Here is an 18,539-nt window from a genome sequence, read left to right as displayed (position 1 = left end):
TGTCGATATGCTGTCGGACGATCCGCTCTGGTACAAGGACGCGATCATCTACCAGACTCACGTCAAGTCCTTCTTCGATTCGAACAATGACGGCGTGGGCGACTTCGCCGGGCTGACCGCGAAGCTCGATTATGTCCGCGATCTCGGCGTCACGGCGATCTGGCTTCTGCCGTTCTATGTCTCGCCGTTGCGCGACGACGGCTATGACATCGCCGATTACCGGGCCGTCCATCCGGCCTATGGCACCTTGTCCGACTTCCGGAAGTTCGTGCGCGAGGCGCATCGGCGCGACCTGCGGGTGATTACGGAGCTGGTGATCAACCATACCTCGGACCAGCACCGCTGGTTCCAGCGCTCGCGTACCGCGAAGCCGGGCTCGCGCTGGCGCGACTATTATGTGTGGAGCGACAGCGACCAGAAATATCTGGGGACCCGCATCATCTTCACCGATACCGAGACCTCCAATTGGGCCTGGGACCCGGTGGCGAAGGCCTATTACTGGCATCGCTTCTTCTCGCATCAGCCGGACCTGAACTTTGACAACCCGCGAGTCGTCAAGGAGGTCATCGATGCGATGTATTACTGGCTCGACATGGGGGTCGACGGGCTGCGTCTCGACGCCATCCCCTACCTCGTCGAGCGCGACGGCACGAACAACGAGAATCTTGCCGAGACGCACAAGGTCATCAAGACGCTCCGCGCGGCGCTGGACGCGCGCTACGAGAACCGCATGCTGCTGGCCGAGGCCAACCAATGGCCGGAGGACGTGCGGCCCTATTTCGGGAATGGCGACGAGTGCCACATGGCGTTCCATTTCCCGGTGATGCCGCGCCTCTACATGGCCGTCGCGCAGGAAGACCGGCACCCGATCACTGACATCATGCGGCAGACACCCGATATTCCGGATAGCTGCCAGTGGGCGATCTTCCTGCGCAATCATGACGAGCTGACGCTCGAGATGGTGACCGACCGCGAGCGGGACTATCTCTGGCGGTTCTACGCCGCCGACGCGCGGGCGCGGATCAATCTCGGCATCCGCCGCCGCCTCGCGCCGCTGCTTGAGAACGACCGTCGCAAGATCGAGCTGCTGAACAGCCTCCTGCTTTCGATGCCGGGAACGCCGATCATCTATTATGGCGACGAGATCGGCATGGGGGACAATGTCTATCTCGGCGATCGCGACGGCGTGCGAACGCCCATGCAGTGGGCGCCGGACCGCAACAGCGGCTTCTCGAAGGCGGACCCGCAGGGGCTCTATCTGCCGCCGATCATGGATCCGGTCTACGGCTTCCAGTCGGTCAATGTCGAGGCGCAGAGCCGCAGCTCGTCGTCGCTCCTCAACTGGATGAAGCGGATTATCGCCGTGCGCAAGATGCAACCGGCGTTCGGACGCGGCGCGCTCAAATTCCTCTATCCCGGCAACCGGAAGATCGTCGCCTATCTGCGCGAATATGAGGACAATTCGATCCTCTGCGTCGCCAATTTATCCCGGTCGCCGCAGCCTGTAGAGCTCGATCTTTCGGCCTATAAAGGCCGGGCTCCCATCGAGCTGATCGGCCGCAGCCCGTTTCCGACGATCGGCGAGCTGCCCTATTTCGTCACCTTGCCGGCCTACGGCTTCTATTGGTTCCTTCTTGCCCAGGAGGCCGAGGCGCCGAGCTGGCACGAGCCCTACGTCCAGCCGCTGCCGGAACTGCTGACTCTGGTCATGCCCCATGGCTGGCAGAGCCTTCTATCGGATCGGGCCCGCGACGTGCTGCAAACGCAGAGCCTGCCGGAGTTCCTGCCGAACCAGCGCTGGTTCGCCGCCAAGGACGTCGGCATCGACGCCGTCGAGCTCGTGGAGACCGCCGAGGTCGCGCGCTCCGACTGGGTCTCGCTCTTCGCCGTCTGCCAGGTGGCTCTCAGGAACGGGGCGACGCAGGATTATTTCCTGCCCTTCGCCATCGCCTGGGAAAATGCGGCGGAGGATCCGCTCGTCTCGCTGCTGCCTTACTCGCTCGGCCGGGTCCGGAAGGGACCCAGGCGCGGCGTTCTTCACGATGCGGTGGCCGATCCCACCTTCGCGCGCGCGACCGTTGAATCGATGCACCAGGGCAGGGCCGTGCCGACGGCGCATGGCGGCCGGATCGAGTTCGCCGCGACCAGCGCCTTTCCGTCGACCGACGGGATCGAGGAGTGGGAGATCAGCCGCTTAGGCAAGGAGCAGAGCAACACCTCGCTGATGGTCGGCGACGGCATGGTCCTGAAGGCCTATCGCCGTTTGCAACCCGGCATTCATCCCGAGCTTGAGATCGGCCGCTACCTCACCGATGTGGCCCATTACAGGAACACGCCGCCGCTGCTCGGATCGGTCGAGCTGTTCGACGAGCGCGGCCAGCCGACCGTGCTGGCGACCCTGCAGGGGTTCGTTCGCAATCAGGGCGACGGCTGGAGCTACACGCTCGACTATTTGAGCCGGTTCCTGGATACGGCACAGCTGGTGCCTGAGGAGGAGTTGCAGCCGACGCCGCAGGAAACGGTCCCAGGTGTGCCGGCGGCAGCGGAGAGCCTGGACCCGAACCTTCAACTCTTCCACATGCTGGGCATTCGGACCGCTGAGCTGCACCGGGCTTTCGCGCTCGATACCGACGATCCGGCCTTTCGACCGGCGCCGGTCACGGCCGCGGATCTGTCAGGTTGGAAGCGGAAGATCCGAAAGCAGGCGCAGGACGCGATCACCGCGATCCGCAAGGTTCGCAGGCGCCTACCGGAGGCAGCGGCCGAGGACGCCGCGACGCTTCTCGATCATCGAAAGGCGCTGCTCGACCGCATCGGCGAACTGGTCCCGGCTCGCCTCGATGCGGTGAAAACCCGCTATCACGGGGACTATCATCTCGGCCAGGTGATCGTGGTGAAGGACGATTTCTACATCCTCGATTTCGAGGGCGAACCGGCGCGGTCCTTGGCCGACCGCCGCGCCAAGCATTCACCGCTGAGGGACGTCGCCGGCATGCTGCGTTCCTTCAACTACGCGGCCTGGTCGGCGCTGTTCGACCGCGCGGCCTTGGAGCCGCGCGCGCTCGAAACGCTGCAGCCCTGGACCGATCTCTGGGAGGAGCGGGTGTCGAACAGCTTCCTGACCGGCTATAGGGAGACGATCGGCGATTGCCCGTCCTACCCGACCGATGCCGACCAGGCGCGAAACCTGATCGACCTGTTCAGCCTGGAGAAGGCGCTCTACGAGATCTGCTACGAGGCGGCGAACCGTCCCGCCTGGCTGGGCATTCCGCTGCGCGGCGTCACGCGCTTGCTGAAGACGGAGGATTAGACAATCATGCTGGGCTCGCAGGAGGACGTGGCCGCCCGCACGGTGCTTGCCGGCGATCACGCCGATCCCTTCTCTTATTTCGGCATGCACCGGGACGGGCCGGACGGCCGGTTGGTCGTTCGGACCCTCCAGCCGCATGCCGCTCGCGCCGCGGTGGTTGATATCGCGAGCGGCGAAACCGTTGCCGATCTTCAGCGGATTCATGAGGCGGGCTTGTTCGTCGGCGATATCGAAGCTCGCTCCCAGCCGTTCGCCTATCGCCTGCATCTCGAAAATGCCGGAGGGCAATGGGACGTCGAGGACCCCTACCGCTTTCCGCCCGTCTTGGGCGAGCTCGATGTCTACCTTCTCAGTGAAGGCAACCATCTGAATCTTTATGAACGGCTCGGCGCCCATCGGCGGCGGATGGAGGGCGTCGACGGTGTCGCCTTCGCCGTCTGGGCGCCCAACGCCCGGCGGGTCAGCGTCGTCGGCCCGTTCAACGACTGGGACGGGCGGCGCCACCCGATGCGCCTTCGCTACGAATGCGGGGTTTGGGAGCTGTTCATCCCCGGCCTCGGCGAAGGCACGCTGTACAAATATGAAATCAAGGCCCGCTCCGGCGATCTTCTGCCGCTCAAGGCCGATCCTTGCGCCTTCTATTCCGAGCATCCGCCGGCGACGGCCTCCCTCGTCTTCGACCTGAACCGTTACGCCTGGCAGGATCACGACTGGCTTGCGAGCGGCCGGCGCGCCCGGGCGAACGCGCTCGACGCGCCGATCTCGATCTACGAAGTGCATCTCGGCTCCTGGCGGCGCAAGCCCGAAGGCAATCAGTATCTCAGCTATCGGGATCTAGGGGACGAACTCGTCTCCTATGTGAAGGAGATGGGCTTCACGCATATCGAGCTGCTGCCGGTTTCGGAATATCCTTTCGACGGCTCCTGGGGCTATCAGCCGCTCGGCATGTTCGCGCCGACCAGCCGCTTCGGCACGCCGGATGATTTCCGCGGCTTCATCGATCGCTGCCATCAGGCCGGAATCGGCGTTCTGTTCGACTGGGTCCCGGGACATTTCCCCACCGATGCGCACGGCCTCGGCTATTTCGATGGAACGCATCTCTACGAGCACGCCGACCCGCGTCAGGGACGGCACATGGATTGGGATACCCTGATCTATAATTTCGGCCGCCGCGAGGTCACGAACTTCCTCTACGCCAATGCGCTCTATTGGCTCCATTGCCATCACATCGACGGGCTGCGCGTCGATGCGGTCGCCTCGATGCTCTATCTCGACTACAGCCGCAACCCCGGCGAGTGGATTCCGAACCAATATGGCGGGAACGAGAATCTCGATGCCATCGCCTTCCTGAAGCGCACGAACGAGCTGGTCTATGAGCGGGCCGAAGGCGCGACGACGGCGGCCGAGGAGTCGACGGCTTGGCCGATGGTGTCGCGCCCCACATATCTGGGCGGCCTCGGCTTCGGCTACAAATGGAACATGGGGTGGATGCACGACACCCTGGAATATATGAGCAGGGAGTCGATCCATCGCCGCTATCACCAGGACAAGCTGACCTTCGGCCTGCTCTATGGCTTCACGGAGAACTTCATCCTGCCGCTGTCTCATGACGAGGTGGTGCATGGGAAGGGGTCACTCCTGGGCAAGATGTCCGGCGATCGCTGGCAGAAGTTCGCCAATCTGCGGGCCTATTTCGCCTTCATGTTCACGCATCCGGGCAAGAAGCTGCTGTTCATGGGCGGCGAGTTCGGGCAGGAGCGCGAGTGGAACCATGATGCCGGCCTTGACTGGCATCTGCTCGACGATCCGATGCATCGCGGCGTGCAGACGCTGATCAAGGACCTGAACCATCTCTATCGGTCGATGCCGGCGCTGCATCAGCTCGACTGCGAATCCGCCGGCTTTGCCTGGATCGACTGCCAGGACGTCGAGAGCAGCGTCGTCTCTTATCTGCGGCGCGGTCGCGACCCCGACGATGTCGTCGTCATCGTCTGCAACTTCACGCCGGTGGTTCGTCAGAATTATCGAATCGGCGTGCCGTTCGGCGGGTATTATCGGGAGCGGGTGAACACGGACGCCGACGCCTATGGAGGCAGCGGCGTCGGCAATGGCGGCGGCTTGCAGGCCGACCCCGTCGCCTGCCACGGGCATCCCTGCTCGCTGTCGCTCACATTGCCGCCGCTATCGACTTTGGTCTTGGCGCCCGAGCGCGGCTGATGTCGAGGAGAGGGATCCGGTGAACGTCATGAAGGCGCGCATCTGGCCGGGCGAGCCCTATCCCATGGGGGCGACCTGGGACGGCAAGGGGGTAAACTTCGCGCTGTTCTCCGAAAATGCCGAGAAGGTCGAGCTATGCCTGTTCGACGAACGGGGCGAGCGGGAGCTCGAGCGCATTGCGCTGCCGGAATTCACGGACGAGGTCTGGCACGGCTACCTCCCCGATGCGCGCCCGGGACAGCTCTACGGTTATCGCGTCCACGGACCCTACGATCCGAGGAACGGCCATCGCTTCAATCCGCACAAGCTGCTTCTCGATCCCTATGCGAAAGCGCTGCACGGCACGCTGCGATGGAGCGACGCCCATTACGGCTATCGGGTGGGGCACCCGGACGCCGACCTGTCGTTCGATACGCGCGACAATGCGGCGGGGATGCCGAAATGCCGCATCGTCGATACCGCCTTCACCTGGGGCGAAGACCGCCGACCGCGCCGGCCGTGGCACGAAACGATCATCTATGAGCTTCATGTCCGCGGCTTCACGAAGCTGCACCCGGACGTGCCGGAGCCGCTGCGGGGCACCTTCGCCGGCCTCGCTGCACCGGCGGTGATCCAGCATCTGTCGGATCTCGGCGTGACGGCTGTCGAGCTGCTGCCGATCCAGGCCTTCATCGACGACCGGTATCTCGTCGAAAAGCAGCTTCGGAACTACTGGGGATATAACTCGATCGCCTTCTTCGCGCCCGAACCGCGCTATTTCAGCAACGGCCGGTTGGGCGAGTTCAAGACGCTCGTTCAGCTTCTGCACGATGCAGGCATCGAGGTGCTTCTGGACGTCGTCTACAACCATACGGCGGAAGGCAACCATATGGGGCCGACGCTGTGCTTTCGCGGCATCGACAATGCCTCCTACTACAAGCTTCGGCCCGAGGATCGGCGGTACTACGCGGATTTCACCGGCTGTGGCAATGTTTTCGACCTGTACCATCCGCGAGTCCTGCAGCTTGTGATGGATTCGCTTCGCTATTGGGTCGAGGAGATGCATGTCGATGGCTTCCGCTTCGATCTGGCGACCGCGCTTGCGCGCCGGGAGAACGGCCTGTTCGACAGCCATGCCGGATTCCTCGACGCCGTCCGGCAGGACCCGGTCCTGTCCCGCGTCAAGCTGATCTCGGAGTCATGGGACCTCGGCGAGGGCGGCTATCAGGTCGGCGGCTTCCCGGCCGGCTGGGCGGAATGGAACGACCAGTATCGCGACACCGTCCGCCGATTCTGGAAGGGCGACGAGGGCCTGATCGGGACTGTCGCCTCCCGCATCACCGGGTCGAGCGACATCTTCGACCGGAAGGGGCGGCGCCCCTGGGCGAGCATCAATTTCGTCACCGCCCATGACGGCTTCACCCTGACCGACCTGGTCAGCTACGACCGGAAGCACAACATGGCCAACCATGAGGGCAACCGCGACGGCTCCGACAACAATTACAGCTGGAACGGCGGCGTTGAAGGCCCGACCGACGATCCGAAGATCCGCCGGCTGCGGGCGCGCCAGAAGCGGAATTTCCTTGCGACGCTGATTCTCTCGCAAGGCGTACCCATGATCGTCGCCGGCGACGAGTTCGGCCGGACGCAGAACGGCAACAACAACGCCTACTGCCAGGACAACGAGATCGGCTGGGTCGACTGGGAGAACATCGAGGCGGAGGACCGCCGCCTCCTCGCGTTCGTCCAGCGGCTGATCCGGCTGCGGCTCGACCATATCGTCTTTCACCGCAACCGCTTTTTCCACGGCGAGGTGCTTCCCGGAACCAACGTCAAGGACATTGTCTGGTTGAGGCCGGACGGCCAGGAGAAGGAAGGAGAGGATTGGGAGATGCCCTATGCCCGATGCCTCAGCTTCCTGCTGAGCGGGGAGGCCGGGCAATATCACCTGACGACCCAGGGCGAGCCGGAACCAGACGACAGCTTTCTGGTTATCTTCAACGCTTATCACGATGACATCGACTACACGCTGCCGCCCGTGAATTTGGGGCGCCGCTGGGAGCTGCTGATGGATAGCGCGACGGAAGATGGTTTCGGAGGCGGGGAGGTGCTGGGCGCGGCGGAAGTTTACCCGGTAAAGCCGCGCTCTTTCGTTCTCTTCATTCGGTGCGACGAGAAGAAGACGGACGCGGAAAACCGATGAAGCGCGCTCACATCATGCCGTTCGGTGCCGAACTCCTCGCCGAGGGCGGTGTTCGGTTCCGTCTCTGGGCGCCATCGGCCGAGCGCGTGGAGCTCTGCCTCGAAGGACAGGGCCTGTCCCGTACCGAGCCGATGAATCTGCAGGCCGACGGATGGTGCGAGTTCCGGAGTCCCGAGGCGGGGCCAGGGACGCGCTACTGCTATCGGATCGATGGTGGCGCCAAGGTCCCGGACCCGGCCTCGCGCTTTCAACCGGACGATATCCATGGTCCCAGCGAGGTGATCGACCCCGCCGCCTTCGACTGGCAAGACGACTCTTGGCGCGGCCGCCCGTGGGAAGAAACCGTCCTTTACGAGCTTCATGTCGGCACGTTCACCGAACAGGGGACCTATGACGGTCTAGCGCAGCATCTCGATCATCTGGTCGATCTGGGCGTGACCGCGATCGAGCTGATGCCGCTCTCGGAAGCGCCCGGTGCCCGCAATTGGGGGTATGACGGTGTTTATCCGTTCGCGCCGGAGCGACGTTACGGCCGCCCGGAGGATTTGAAGCGATTTGTGCAACTCGCCCATCAGCGCGAGCTGAGCGTGTTCCTCGACGTCGTCTACAATCATTTTGGCCCGGAAGGAAACTACCTCAACCAGTATGCGCGCCAGTTCTTTACCGAGCGCCACCACACGCCGTGGGGTGCGGCGATCAATTTCGATGGGACCGACAGCCGTCCGGTCCGCGATTTCTTCATTCACAATGCCCTCTACTGGATCGAGGAGTTCAATTTCGACGGGCTGCGGTTCGATGCCGTTGACCGGATCATCGACGACAGCGATCCCGATATCCTGAGCGAGCTGGCGGAGACCGTGCGCGCGGCCATCGGGGATCGCCGGCCGGTCCATCTCGTGCTCGAGAACGCGAAGAACGACGCGCACCGCCTTGAGCGAGGGGCGGACGGCCAGCCGCGCCACTACACCGCCCAGTGGGACGACGACATTCATCACGTCTATCACGTGCTTGTGACGGACGAGCGGGGCGGCTACTACGCGGATTACACCGAGCAACCGATCGAGCAGCTTGGCCGGGCACTGACGGAAGGTTTCGTCTTCCAGGGAGAGGTTTCGCCCTATCACGACAATGCGCCGCGCGGCGAGCCTAGCGGCCATCTTCCGCCGACGGCATTCGTCGCCTTCCTGCAGAACCATGACCAGATCGGCAACCGGGCCTTCGGCGAGCGGATCGGCGCGCTCGCGCCGTCGGAGGCGGTCGATGCGGCAGCGGCCATCCTGCTTCTCGCACCCGCGCCGCCGCTACTCTTCATGGGCGAGGAGTGGGGGGCGAAGGAGCCTTTCTACTTCTTCTGCGACTTCGAGCCGGAACTGGGACGGCTCGTTCGCGAGGGGCGGCGGAACGAGTTTGCACGCTTTCCGCATTTCTCCGACCCCGAGGTGCGCGAGCGAATCCCCGACCCGAACGCGCTGGAAACGTTTCGCGCCTCGATCCTGACCTGGGCCGACAGGGAATCGTCGCCCCATCGTGAGCGGCTGCAACTCTATCGCCGTCTGCTCCGGCTGCGGCATGACGAGATCGTGCCGCGGCTGAAGGGGATCGGCGGCGATTCGGGTCGGTTCGAGACGTTCGGGGATCGCGGTCTTCTCGTCGAGTGGCGGCTCGGCGACAAGGCGCGCCTGGGTCTCGTCGCGAATATGGGCGCTGAGGGTGCCTCCGCCCCGCCGCGCTCCCCTCCAGGCAGGCTGCTGTTCGCCACTGACGAGCAAGATCCGGCAGGGGTCGCGAAGGGGGGGCTGCCGCCTTGGTCGGTGGCGTGGTTCCTCGCCGATGATCAGGTGCGGGCCGCCGGATGACGACGGAGACGGCGCTCGACCGGCTGGCTCAGCGCCTCGGTATCGGGGACCAGTACCGCGACGGTCATGGCCGGCCGCGGCGGATCTCGGCAGAGAGCAAACGCACCCTGCTATCCGCCATGGGCTTCGCGGCCGAGAGCGACACGGCAATCGCCGCCGCCATCCAAGCCGTCGACGAGGTACCTTGGCGACGACCGCTGGAACCTGTGCTGATCGCCGCCGAGGGCGAGCCTCTCCCACCCGTTCCCGTCGTCCTGGATGCGGATCGATCGGGCCACTCCCTGTCCTGGACCGTCGAAGAGGAAGTCGGGCGCAGTCATCGCGGCGCCGTCGAGCCCGGTGACCTGCCATGCGAGGCATCCCGCAGGATCGACGGTCGCGTCCTGGAACGCCGCAGCATGCGGCTGCCCTTGAGCCTTCCCGCCGGCTATCACCGGCTGCGCCTCAGCGGTGCCGCCGAGGCGTCTACGGTCCTGATCGTTGCGCCGCCGCGATGCTATTGGCCGCCTGCGCTCGAGGGCGAGGGCAGGATGTGGGGCGTCGCGATCCAACTTTACGGCCTGCGGTCCGAGCGGAACTGGGGCATCGGCGATTTCACAGATCTGCGGCATCTGGCCGAAGCGCTGGCGCCGCTCGGCGTCGGCGTGATCGGCGTCAATCCGCTGCATGCCCTTTTCATTGAGAATCCGAATCGCATCAGCCCCTATTCTCCGGCGAGCCGTCTGTTCCTCAACGTCCTCTATATCGATGTCGAGGCTGTTCCCGACCTCGATGCGTGCCCCGCCGCGCGGACGGCGATCGATCGCATGCGGGAGAGCGGGCGGTTCGAGGAACTCCGCGCGGCCGCGCTCGTCGACTATCCCGGCGTCTCGGGCGCGAAGCTGCCCGTTCTTGAAGAACTCTACCGCTCGTTCCGAACCACTCACCTCGCCGAGGGCGGCACGGCCAAGGGCGACACAAATCGCGCGGCGGCGTTCCACGCGTTCCAGGCACGCGAGGGGCAGGCGCTCGAAACCTTCTCCCTGTTCGAGGCCCTGTCGGAGCACTTCCGGCGCACGGGCTCCGGCGTTCATAGCTGGCGGGATTGGCCGGTGCCTTATCACGACCCGGCCTCGCCGGAGGTTGCTGCTTTCGCCGCGGAACAGCGGGAGCGCATCGAGTTCTTCCAGTATCTTCAGTGGCAGGCGGACCTTCAGCTGCAGGCCGTCGGCGATCGATGCACGCAGCTCGGCATGCAGATCGGCCTCTACCGCGATCTCGCGCTCGGGGTGGATTCCGACGGGGCCGAGTTCTGGGCCCAGCAGCGGCTCTTCGCCAGAGGCACCGCGATCGGTGCGCCGCCGGACCTCTTCAACACGAAGGGACAGGATTGGGGCTTGCCGCCGATGACTCCGCGCGCATTGCGGGAGAACGCCTATCGCCCGCTGATCGAGGTGCTGCGCGCGAACATGCGCCACACCGGAGCGCTGCGGATCGATCACATCCTCGGCCTCATGCGCCTCTTCTGGGTGCCTCATGGCGCCTCGCCGACGGAGGGAGGCTATGTCAACTATCCTCTGGCCGACATGCTCGCCGTCCTCGCGCTCGAGAGCCAACGCAGCCGGTGTCTGGTCATCGGCGAGGATCTGGGCACCGTGCCGGAAGGGCTGGTCGACCGCCTCCACGGCTACGGGATCCTCTCTTATCGCCTGCTCTATTTCGAGCAGACCGGTGACGGTGACTTCCTGCTACCGGAGGCCTACCCGCCACTCGCCCTGGTCGGCGTGACGACGCACGATCTGCCGACACTGCCGGGCTACTGGCGTGGCCGCGATATCGACCTCCGGGCGAGGCTCGACCTCTTCCCGTCCGACGATGCGCGGCGCGACGCGCAGCGGGCGCGTGACAGGGATCGCCGATGCCTGCTCGACGCGCTTCGCCGCCAAGGGCTTCTTCCGGCCGGCGAAAGTCCAGAGGACGAGCTCGACCGGCCGCCTTCCGAGCGGCTCGTGCAAGCGGCCTATCGCTATCTGGCGCGCACGCCGTCGAAGCTCCTGATGGTCACCTTGGAGGATGTCCTCGGCGAGGAGGAGCAGCCGAATCTGCCGGGAACCACGGACGAACATCCCAACTGGCGGCGCAAGCTGCCGCTGGGCATCGACGAACTGGCGGCCGATCCGCGGGTCCGGGCTCTCACGGCGACGATCCGTGATCTGCGGCCTGCGCCAAGAGCGGGTCAAGCGGCGGGACAGGGAGCGTCATGACGGACAGGTCGGTGCGACCCCCAGCGAGTCCGATCGCCACCTATCGCCTGCAGTTCAACAGCGGCTTCACCTTCAAGGATGCGGAACGGCTCGTTCCCTATCTGTACGCCTTGGGCATTAGCCACATCTACGGCTCTCCCTATCTGAAGGCGCGGGCGGGCAGCACGCATGGCTACGACATCATCGATCACAACGCCCTCAACCCCGAGGTCGGCAGCGCCGAGGATTTCGAGGCGCTCGTCGCGAGTCTGCATCGGCACCGCATGGGGCAGATCGTCGACTTCGTCCCGAACCATATGGGGATCGGACAGGCGGACAACGAATGGTGGCTCGACCTGCTGGAGTGGGGGCCGTCCTCGCCCTATGCGCAGCATTTCGACATTGATTGGCAGCCGACCAAGCAGGAGCTCGGCGGCAAGGTGCTGTTGCCCGTTCTCGGCAATCACTACGGCGAGGTGCTGGAGCAGGGCGATCTGCAACTCAGGTTCGATGCGACGCAGGGCAGCTTCAGCGTCTGGTATCACGAACACCGCTTTCCGATCGCGCCGAGGCAATATGCGCGAATCCTGAATGCGGGCCTCGAAGCTATCGACCGGCAGCAGCAGGCGAATGATGATGGACTCGCCGAGCTTCGGCGGCTTGCGACGGAGTTCCGCAAGCTGCGCACCGGCGACGTGCCGCTGCGCCACCGCCCGGCCCAGCGGCAGCGCGCTGCCGAGCTGAAGCAGGCACTGGCGGACCTCAATGCCGGCAGTCCAGAAGTAGCGTCAGCGATCGGGCGATCGCTGCAGATCTTCGAGGGCACGCCCGGCGAGCCCCGCAGCTTCGATCCACTGCATCGTTTGCTGGAGGCGCAGGCTTACCGGCTCGCCTTCTGGCGGGTTGCGGCGGACGAGATCAACTATCGGCGGTTCTTCGATATCAATGATCTGGCGGGCCTGCGCATGGAGCTTCCGGAACTGTTCGACCGGACGCACCGCTTGATCTTCCGTCTGATCGCGGAGAACAAGATTCATGGCCTGCGGATCGACCATATCGACGGGCTCTACGATCCGCAGGACTATTGCCGGCGATTGCAGGCGCAGTATCGCGCGCTTCGGGGCAGCGCATCGGGGGACGCGTCGGGCGATTCTCCCCTCTATCTGGTCGTCGAGAAGATCCTCGCGCAGCATGAGCGGCTTCGCGAGGATTGGCCGATCGCCGGCACCACCGGCTACGAGTTCACGAATCTGGTGAACGGGCTCTTCGTCGACCCTGCGGGCGAACGGCCTCTGGATCGCATCTATCGGCGGTTCATTCGTGAGCACGCCGTCTTCGACGAGATTCTCTATGCCTGCAAGAAGCAGGTGATGGCCTATATCCTGGCCAGCGAGCTGACTGTTCTGGCGACCGAGCTCGATCGCATTGCCGAAGGCAATTGGCGGACGCGCGATTTCACCTTGAGCAGCCTGCGGGAGGCCTTGAGGGAGGTCGTGGCCTGCTTCCCGGTCTACCGGACCTATGTCACAGCCCGCGGTGCCGGTCCGGAGGATCGCCGCGACATCGATTGGGCAGTCGGGCAGGCGCGCAAGCGCAGCGCGATTCCGGACCGTAGCATCTTCGACTTCGTTCACGACGCCCTGACCACGGACCTCGTCCGCGCGCCGAGAAGCGGCCATAAGCGGCGGGTCGTGATTCGATTCGCGATGAAGTTTCAGCAATATACCGGCCCGGTGATGGCGAAGGGGCTCGAGGACACGAGCTTCTATCGCTACAACCGGCTCATCTCCCTGAACGAGGTCGGCGGCGATCCGCGCCGCTTCGGCGTGTCCGTCTCCGCCTTCCATCATCTCAATCAGGAACGCGCGCGCCGCTGGCCGACGAACATGCTGGCGACCGCGACGCACGATACCAAGCGCGGCGAGGATGTCCGCACCCGGATCGATCTGCTGTCGGAGATTCCGCAGGAATGGGGACGGCATGTGCGGCGCTGGGCGCGATTGAACCGTCGACTGAAGCGCGACGCCGATGGACAGCCGGAACCGACGGCCAACGACGAGTATCTGATCTACCAGACGCTCCTCGGCGCCTGGCCCGTGGAGCTGCTCGACCTCGAAGCCGCGGGCCCGGACGTGGTTCGGCAGTTCTGCGACCGCTGCACGGCCTACATGATCAAGGCGGTGCGCGAGGCGAAGCAGAATTCGAGCTGGGGAAATCCGAATGCGGCTTATGAGGACGCGGCCAGCGGGTTTCTCCAGCAGGTCCTGGATGTCTCGCGGCCCAATCCGTTCCTCGCCGACTTCGTTCCCTTCCAGCGACGGGTGGCCGTTCTGGGCATGCTGAACAGCCTATCCCAGGCGGTCCTCAAGCTGACCTTGCCCGGCGTTCCCGATGTCTATCAGGGTTGCGAAATGTGGGATCTCAGTCTGGTCGATCCCGACAATCGCAGGCCGGTCGATTATGATCGGCGCGTCGAAGCGCTGAATCGGCTGCGGCAGGGCTTCCCTCGTGATGCCGTATCGCCGGCGGACGCGGCGCGGCTTGTCGACGATTGGCCGGACGGGCGCGTGAAACTCTACGCGATCTGGAAGCTGCTGGAGTTGCGGAACGGCCATCCCGAGCTGTTTCGAAGCGGCGGCTACCGCCCCCTGACCGTTACCGGGCCGCAGGCGGATCATATCTGCGCCTTCGCCCGGGAAGGGACGGACGCGACCATCATCGTCGCCGTTCCTCGCCTGTTGGCCAAGCTCATGGGCGAGCCCGACGGTTTGCGACCCGGATGCGTCGATTGGGCCGACACCGCCGTCGGCTGTCCGTCGCCGTGGAACGGTCACGACCTCCGCGCCGTTCTTACGGGCGAGCGTTTGACCGCCTCCGCCAATGATGAACAAAGTTTGCTTCCGGCCGAAGTCCTCTTCGCCAACTTTCCGGTTGCCGTGCTCGTCGCGACCGCGTAGCCCTGACCGCCTGATCCGTGCGCGACTTGAGCTTTGACCACAAGGTCGTTAGCGTTCAGTCCGCTTCGGTACCATGCCGGTCATCACGGTATCTCGCATGGAAGGACGCTGCTCGCGATACGGTTCTGCCCCCTGATGTCTCTCCGTTGGCGCCTTACCCTCATCCTGCTGTTGACGATGCTGCCGGCCGCGGTGTTCAGCCTGCACGAGGCTTGGTCGGCGCGTGAAAGCGAGATCAAGCGGGTCGAGTCGAACACGCATCGCCTCGCCCTTGTCGCGGCGGCGTACCAGAGGGAGCTGCTCGACGGCACGCGGCGCGTCCTGACCGCGCTGACTCAGATTCCCGACGTCCGTACAAGCGTGCCGGAGGCCTGCCGCGCGACCTTGAGTCGTCTGCTCGAAAGAATTCCGGAGTACCGCGACTTCGCGATGATCAATAGCCGAGGTGATGTCCTCTGCAGTGCGGGCCCCTTGGCCGACATCGCCAGCGTCGCCGACAGTAGTTGGTTCCGGGAGGCTCGCGACACGAACAAATACACCATCGGCGAATATGTCACCGATGACACGTCCGGCGTTCCGGTTCTACCGGCGGCGCTGCCGATTATCGAGAACGGCGAGTTTACCGGAGCCATTCTGGCGACCATTTCGATCGACTGGCTGCGGCGTCTCATGGAGCGCATCAGCATGCCGGAGGCCGGGGTGGTTCATCTGCTCGATCGCAACGGCGCGATCCTGGCCTCCTATCCGGTGATCGGTGATGCCTCGGCCTTGCTGCCGGAAACCGGACGGCTTGAGGAGGTGTTGACCGCCGCGTCCCTGCCGCCGGTGCTGGCGGCTGAAGATCGGTCGGACCTGAGGCGGCTCTATGGGTTGGCCAAGATCGAGGGCGGCGATACCGTCGTGCTGTTCAGCGTTCCGCACAAGCGGGCGCTCAGCGGCGTCGCTCAGCAGTTCAGAAGCCAACTTGCCGGTCCCATGCTGATGTGGATGCTGGCGATCGTCGCCGCCTGGCTCAGCAGCGAGTTCCTGATCGCGCGCTGGATCCGGCATCTGTCGAACACGGCCGAAGCATTCATCCAAGGTGATCTGTCAGCGCGTCCGCGCATCCCGAACGGCCCCGCCGAGCTCCGAAAGCTTGCGGAGACGATCAGCATCATGGCCGAACGCATCCAGGCTCGGGAAGCGCAATTGCGAGGATCGATCAAGGAGAAGGAGGTTCTTCTCAAGGAGATTCACCACCGGGTGAACAATAATCTGCAGACGGTCACGAGCCTGCTCAACCTGCAGTCCAGACGGGTCGTCGATCCGGCCGCGCGCAAGGCCCTCGATACCACGCAGATGCGCGTCCGCACTTTGTCGCTGGTTCACAAGCACCTCTATGAGGGCGAGAACCTGGCGGCGGTGGACATGAATGCCTTTATTGCCGAACTCTGCGCGCAGCTCTGGCGGATCCATGGCGTGGACGAGGCCAAGATTCGGGCCGTCATCGACATGCCGCCGCTGGATCTCACGCCGGATACCGCGATCCCGCTGGGACTCGTCATTACCGAGGCGGTCTCCAATTCCCTGAAGCATGCGTTTCCCGACGATCGCGCCGGCCGCATTGAGATCACCCTCGAGCAGGACCGGTCCGGGGCGACGCTGCGGATCGCCGACGACGGGGTCGGGCGGTCGACTTCCGGAACGAATGTCGCAGCCGAGGACGAGCGCCTCGGCATGACGCTGATTCGTGCGCTCGCGCTGCAACTGCGCGGGCGCCTCCTCATCGAAGGCCCACCGGGAACTATCATCATTCTGCAGTTCAACAGCCCGCTGGATCGGGGCGGGCCGGTGCGGCGGCGGGGTGCTTCGACGTTACCGTAGAAGTGTCTGACGCCGTTCGCGATCGGCTTGCCACCTGCGGACCGCACGCGTCACCAAGAAAAGATGCTTCGCGATGACCGTCCGCCGAAATCAATTTGGCGGAGTTTCTTGGAACTAGCGGCCTGCGCCCAACGTTGACAGGACGATATGCTTCGCCAACCGCGATGCTTCGGTCGGCAGGGTTGGGGCGGCAGGCAGCCAGAGGTCGCAGGTACGCTGATGACCAAGAGCAACGTGAAATTCATCAACACCCTGATGAACGAGCCGTTTCTGACGCGAGAGCAGGAGCTCGAATTGGCGCGCCGGTGGCGGGAAATGGGCGATCAGCGCTCGCTGCATGCGCTGGTGCGCGCCTATATGCGGCTGGTGGTCAGCATCGCGGCGCGCTTTCGGAACTACGGCTTGCCGATGAGCGACCTGATCCAGGAGGGCAATGTCGGCCTGATGCTGGCCGCGGCCCGTTTCGAGCCCGAACGTGAAGTGCGCTTCTCGACCTATGCCGTGTGGTGGATCCGCTGCACGATGCAGGACTATATCCTGCGCAACTGGTCAATCGTGCGGACCAGCACCACGCCGTCGCAGAAACTGCTCTTTTTCAATCTGCGGCGGTTGCGCGCGCGGATCGAGGGCGCCTGGGCAACGGAGGAACTCTCCGAGGAAGGGCGCACGAAGATCGCCGCGGAGCTCAAGGTCAAGCCGTCGCTGGTCGAGGAGATGGGCCTCAAGCTCTCGAAGAGCGATACGTCGCTGAATGCGCCGATCAATGACGCCAGCGATGGCGAACTCCAGGATTTCCTCGTCGACAATCAGCCGAATCCCGAGGATATCGTGATCGCGACTCGCGCCGCGGAGCGGCGTTCGCAATGGCTGGCCGAAGCGCTCGATGAGCTCAGCCCGCGCGAGCGGGGCATTCTCAGCAAGCGCCGGCTGTGCGAGGATGGTGCGACACTCGATGAGCTCGGCCGCGAATTTCATATCACGCGCGAGCGCGTGCGGCAGCTCGAGCAGCGGGCCATGAAAAAGTTGCGGGAGTCCATGCGCAAACGGGTCGAGCAGCACACGGATCTGTTCGTCGAAGCCTGAACGCCGCTCCGGAGCACGATCCGATCAGGTTGGGTCAACCCGATCGGTGAATCATTCTCTCATTCAAATGATTAGGGCCTGATCGGATCACATCGCATCGATGTGATCGGATCAGGCCTTAGCGCGGCGCAACTTCGGCCCGGCGAGACCGCGATGCGGTCCGGTGCCGAAGCGATCGCCATATCAGGGTAGGGCGATGTCGGCGCGGGCTGCTGCGGTGTGTTCGGAGAATGGCCGGTCGGTACTGTCCGTCGCCTCGTCGGCGTCGCCCATCACCTTCGGATAAAGGACGCGCCGCGCCCGCGATACCCGTGATTTGATCGTTCCGACCGCGCAACCGACGATTCGCGATGCCTCCTCATAGCTGAACCCGCTCGCGCCGACGAGCAGAAGGACTTCCCGCTGCTCGACCGGAAGCCCCATGAAGGCGCGTTGGAAATCTTCGATCTCCAAATGCGCCTCCTGCGTCGGCGGGGTGGCCTGGTGCAGTTCCGAGACATCTTCCAACGCGTCGAAACGCATCCGCCGTCCTCGCAGCGTGTTGATATGGTGGTTCCGCAGGATGGTGAAGATCCAGGCACGAAAATTGGTGCCGGTCCGAAACTGATTCGCTGCCGAGAGTGCCCGGACGACGGTTTCCTGAACCAAGTCGTCCGCCAGATCCCTGTCGCGGGTCAAAGCGCGAGCGAAAGCACGGAGGTGGGGGATCGTCTCTATCAACAGCTCGTCGATCGATCCCGCCATAGTACGGTACCCTCCTTTGCAAGCCCCCTGGCTGTGCCTCCTGAAGTGTTTCCCCTCGGGGGTTAATGGTAGGCGGCAAAGTGCCCACGTCAACGAACCCGCGGA

At 64.3% G+C, this 18,539-nt stretch carries 9 protein-coding genes; 8 read left to right on the top strand and 1 reads right to left on the bottom strand.

The genetic code is table 11. The features are described 5' to 3' along the window. Positions 1 to 7: 7 nt before the first annotated feature. From treS to DT069_RS05345, 8 genes are all read left to right on the top strand, one after another. Positions 8 to 3,310 (top strand): maltose alpha-D-glucosyltransferase, encoded by a 3,303-nt coding sequence (gene treS / locus DT069_RS05380; RefSeq protein ID WP_119459240.1) that lies wholly within the window; start codon positions 8 to 10, stop codon positions 3,308 to 3,310. 6 nt (positions 3,311 to 3,316) lie between these two features. Next, positions 3,317 to 5,527: a 1,4-alpha-glucan branching protein GlgB gene (glgB, locus tag DT069_RS05375; RefSeq protein WP_119459239.1), complete on the top strand. Its 2,211-nt coding sequence runs from the start codon at positions 3,317 to 3,319 to the stop codon at positions 5,525 to 5,527. Between the two features lie 28 nt (positions 5,528 to 5,555). Further along, positions 5,556 to 7,709 (top strand): glycogen debranching protein GlgX, encoded by a 2,154-nt coding sequence (gene glgX, locus DT069_RS05370; protein WP_119459310.1) that lies wholly within the window; start codon positions 5,556 to 5,558, stop codon positions 7,707 to 7,709. Continuing rightward, positions 7,706 to 9,565: a malto-oligosyltrehalose trehalohydrolase gene (treZ, locus tag DT069_RS05365; protein ID WP_119459238.1), complete on the top strand. Its 1,860-nt coding sequence runs from the start codon at positions 7,706 to 7,708 to the stop codon at positions 9,563 to 9,565. The genes glgX and treZ overlap by 4 nt, the downstream gene beginning before the upstream one ends. Continuing rightward, positions 9,562 to 11,808, top strand: a complete 2,247-nt coding sequence (gene malQ / locus DT069_RS05360) for a 4-alpha-glucanotransferase (RefSeq protein ID WP_119459237.1) — start codon at positions 9,562 to 9,564, stop codon at positions 11,806 to 11,808. The genes treZ and malQ overlap by 4 nt, the downstream gene beginning before the upstream one ends. After that, positions 11,805 to 14,744, top strand: a complete 2,940-nt coding sequence (treY, locus tag DT069_RS05355) for a malto-oligosyltrehalose synthase (protein WP_119459236.1) — start codon at positions 11,805 to 11,807, stop codon at positions 14,742 to 14,744. Before malQ ends, treY begins: the two co-directional genes overlap by 4 nt. Before the next feature lie 135 nt (positions 14,745 to 14,879). Continuing rightward, entirely contained in the window at positions 14,880 to 16,607 is a 1,728-nt protein-coding gene (locus tag DT069_RS05350; protein WP_119459235.1) for a sensor histidine kinase, read from the top strand. A 219-nt stretch (positions 16,608 to 16,826) separates the two neighbouring features. Then, on the top strand, positions 16,827 to 17,690 hold the full coding sequence (locus DT069_RS05345; protein WP_119459309.1) for an RNA polymerase factor sigma-32: 864 nt from the start codon (positions 16,827 to 16,829) through the stop codon (positions 17,688 to 17,690). Between the two features lie 183 nt (positions 17,691 to 17,873). On the opposite strand, the gene DT069_RS05340 is transcribed toward DT069_RS05345, so the two are convergent. Further along, the gene (locus tag DT069_RS05340) at positions 17,874 to 18,434 is read right to left on the bottom strand and encodes a sigma-70 family RNA polymerase sigma factor (RefSeq protein ID WP_119459234.1); all 561 of its coding nucleotides are present in this window, start codon (positions 18,432 to 18,434) and stop codon (positions 17,874 to 17,876) included. Positions 18,435 to 18,539 lie beyond the last annotated feature (105 nt).

This window comes from Virgifigura deserti (assembly GCA_003576685.1).
Classification (GTDB): Bacteria; Pseudomonadota; Alphaproteobacteria; order Dongiales; family Dongiaceae; genus Virgifigura; species Virgifigura deserti.
Note: the sequence above shows the minus strand (reverse complement) of the source record. Positions and strands in the feature narration are given on the sequence as shown.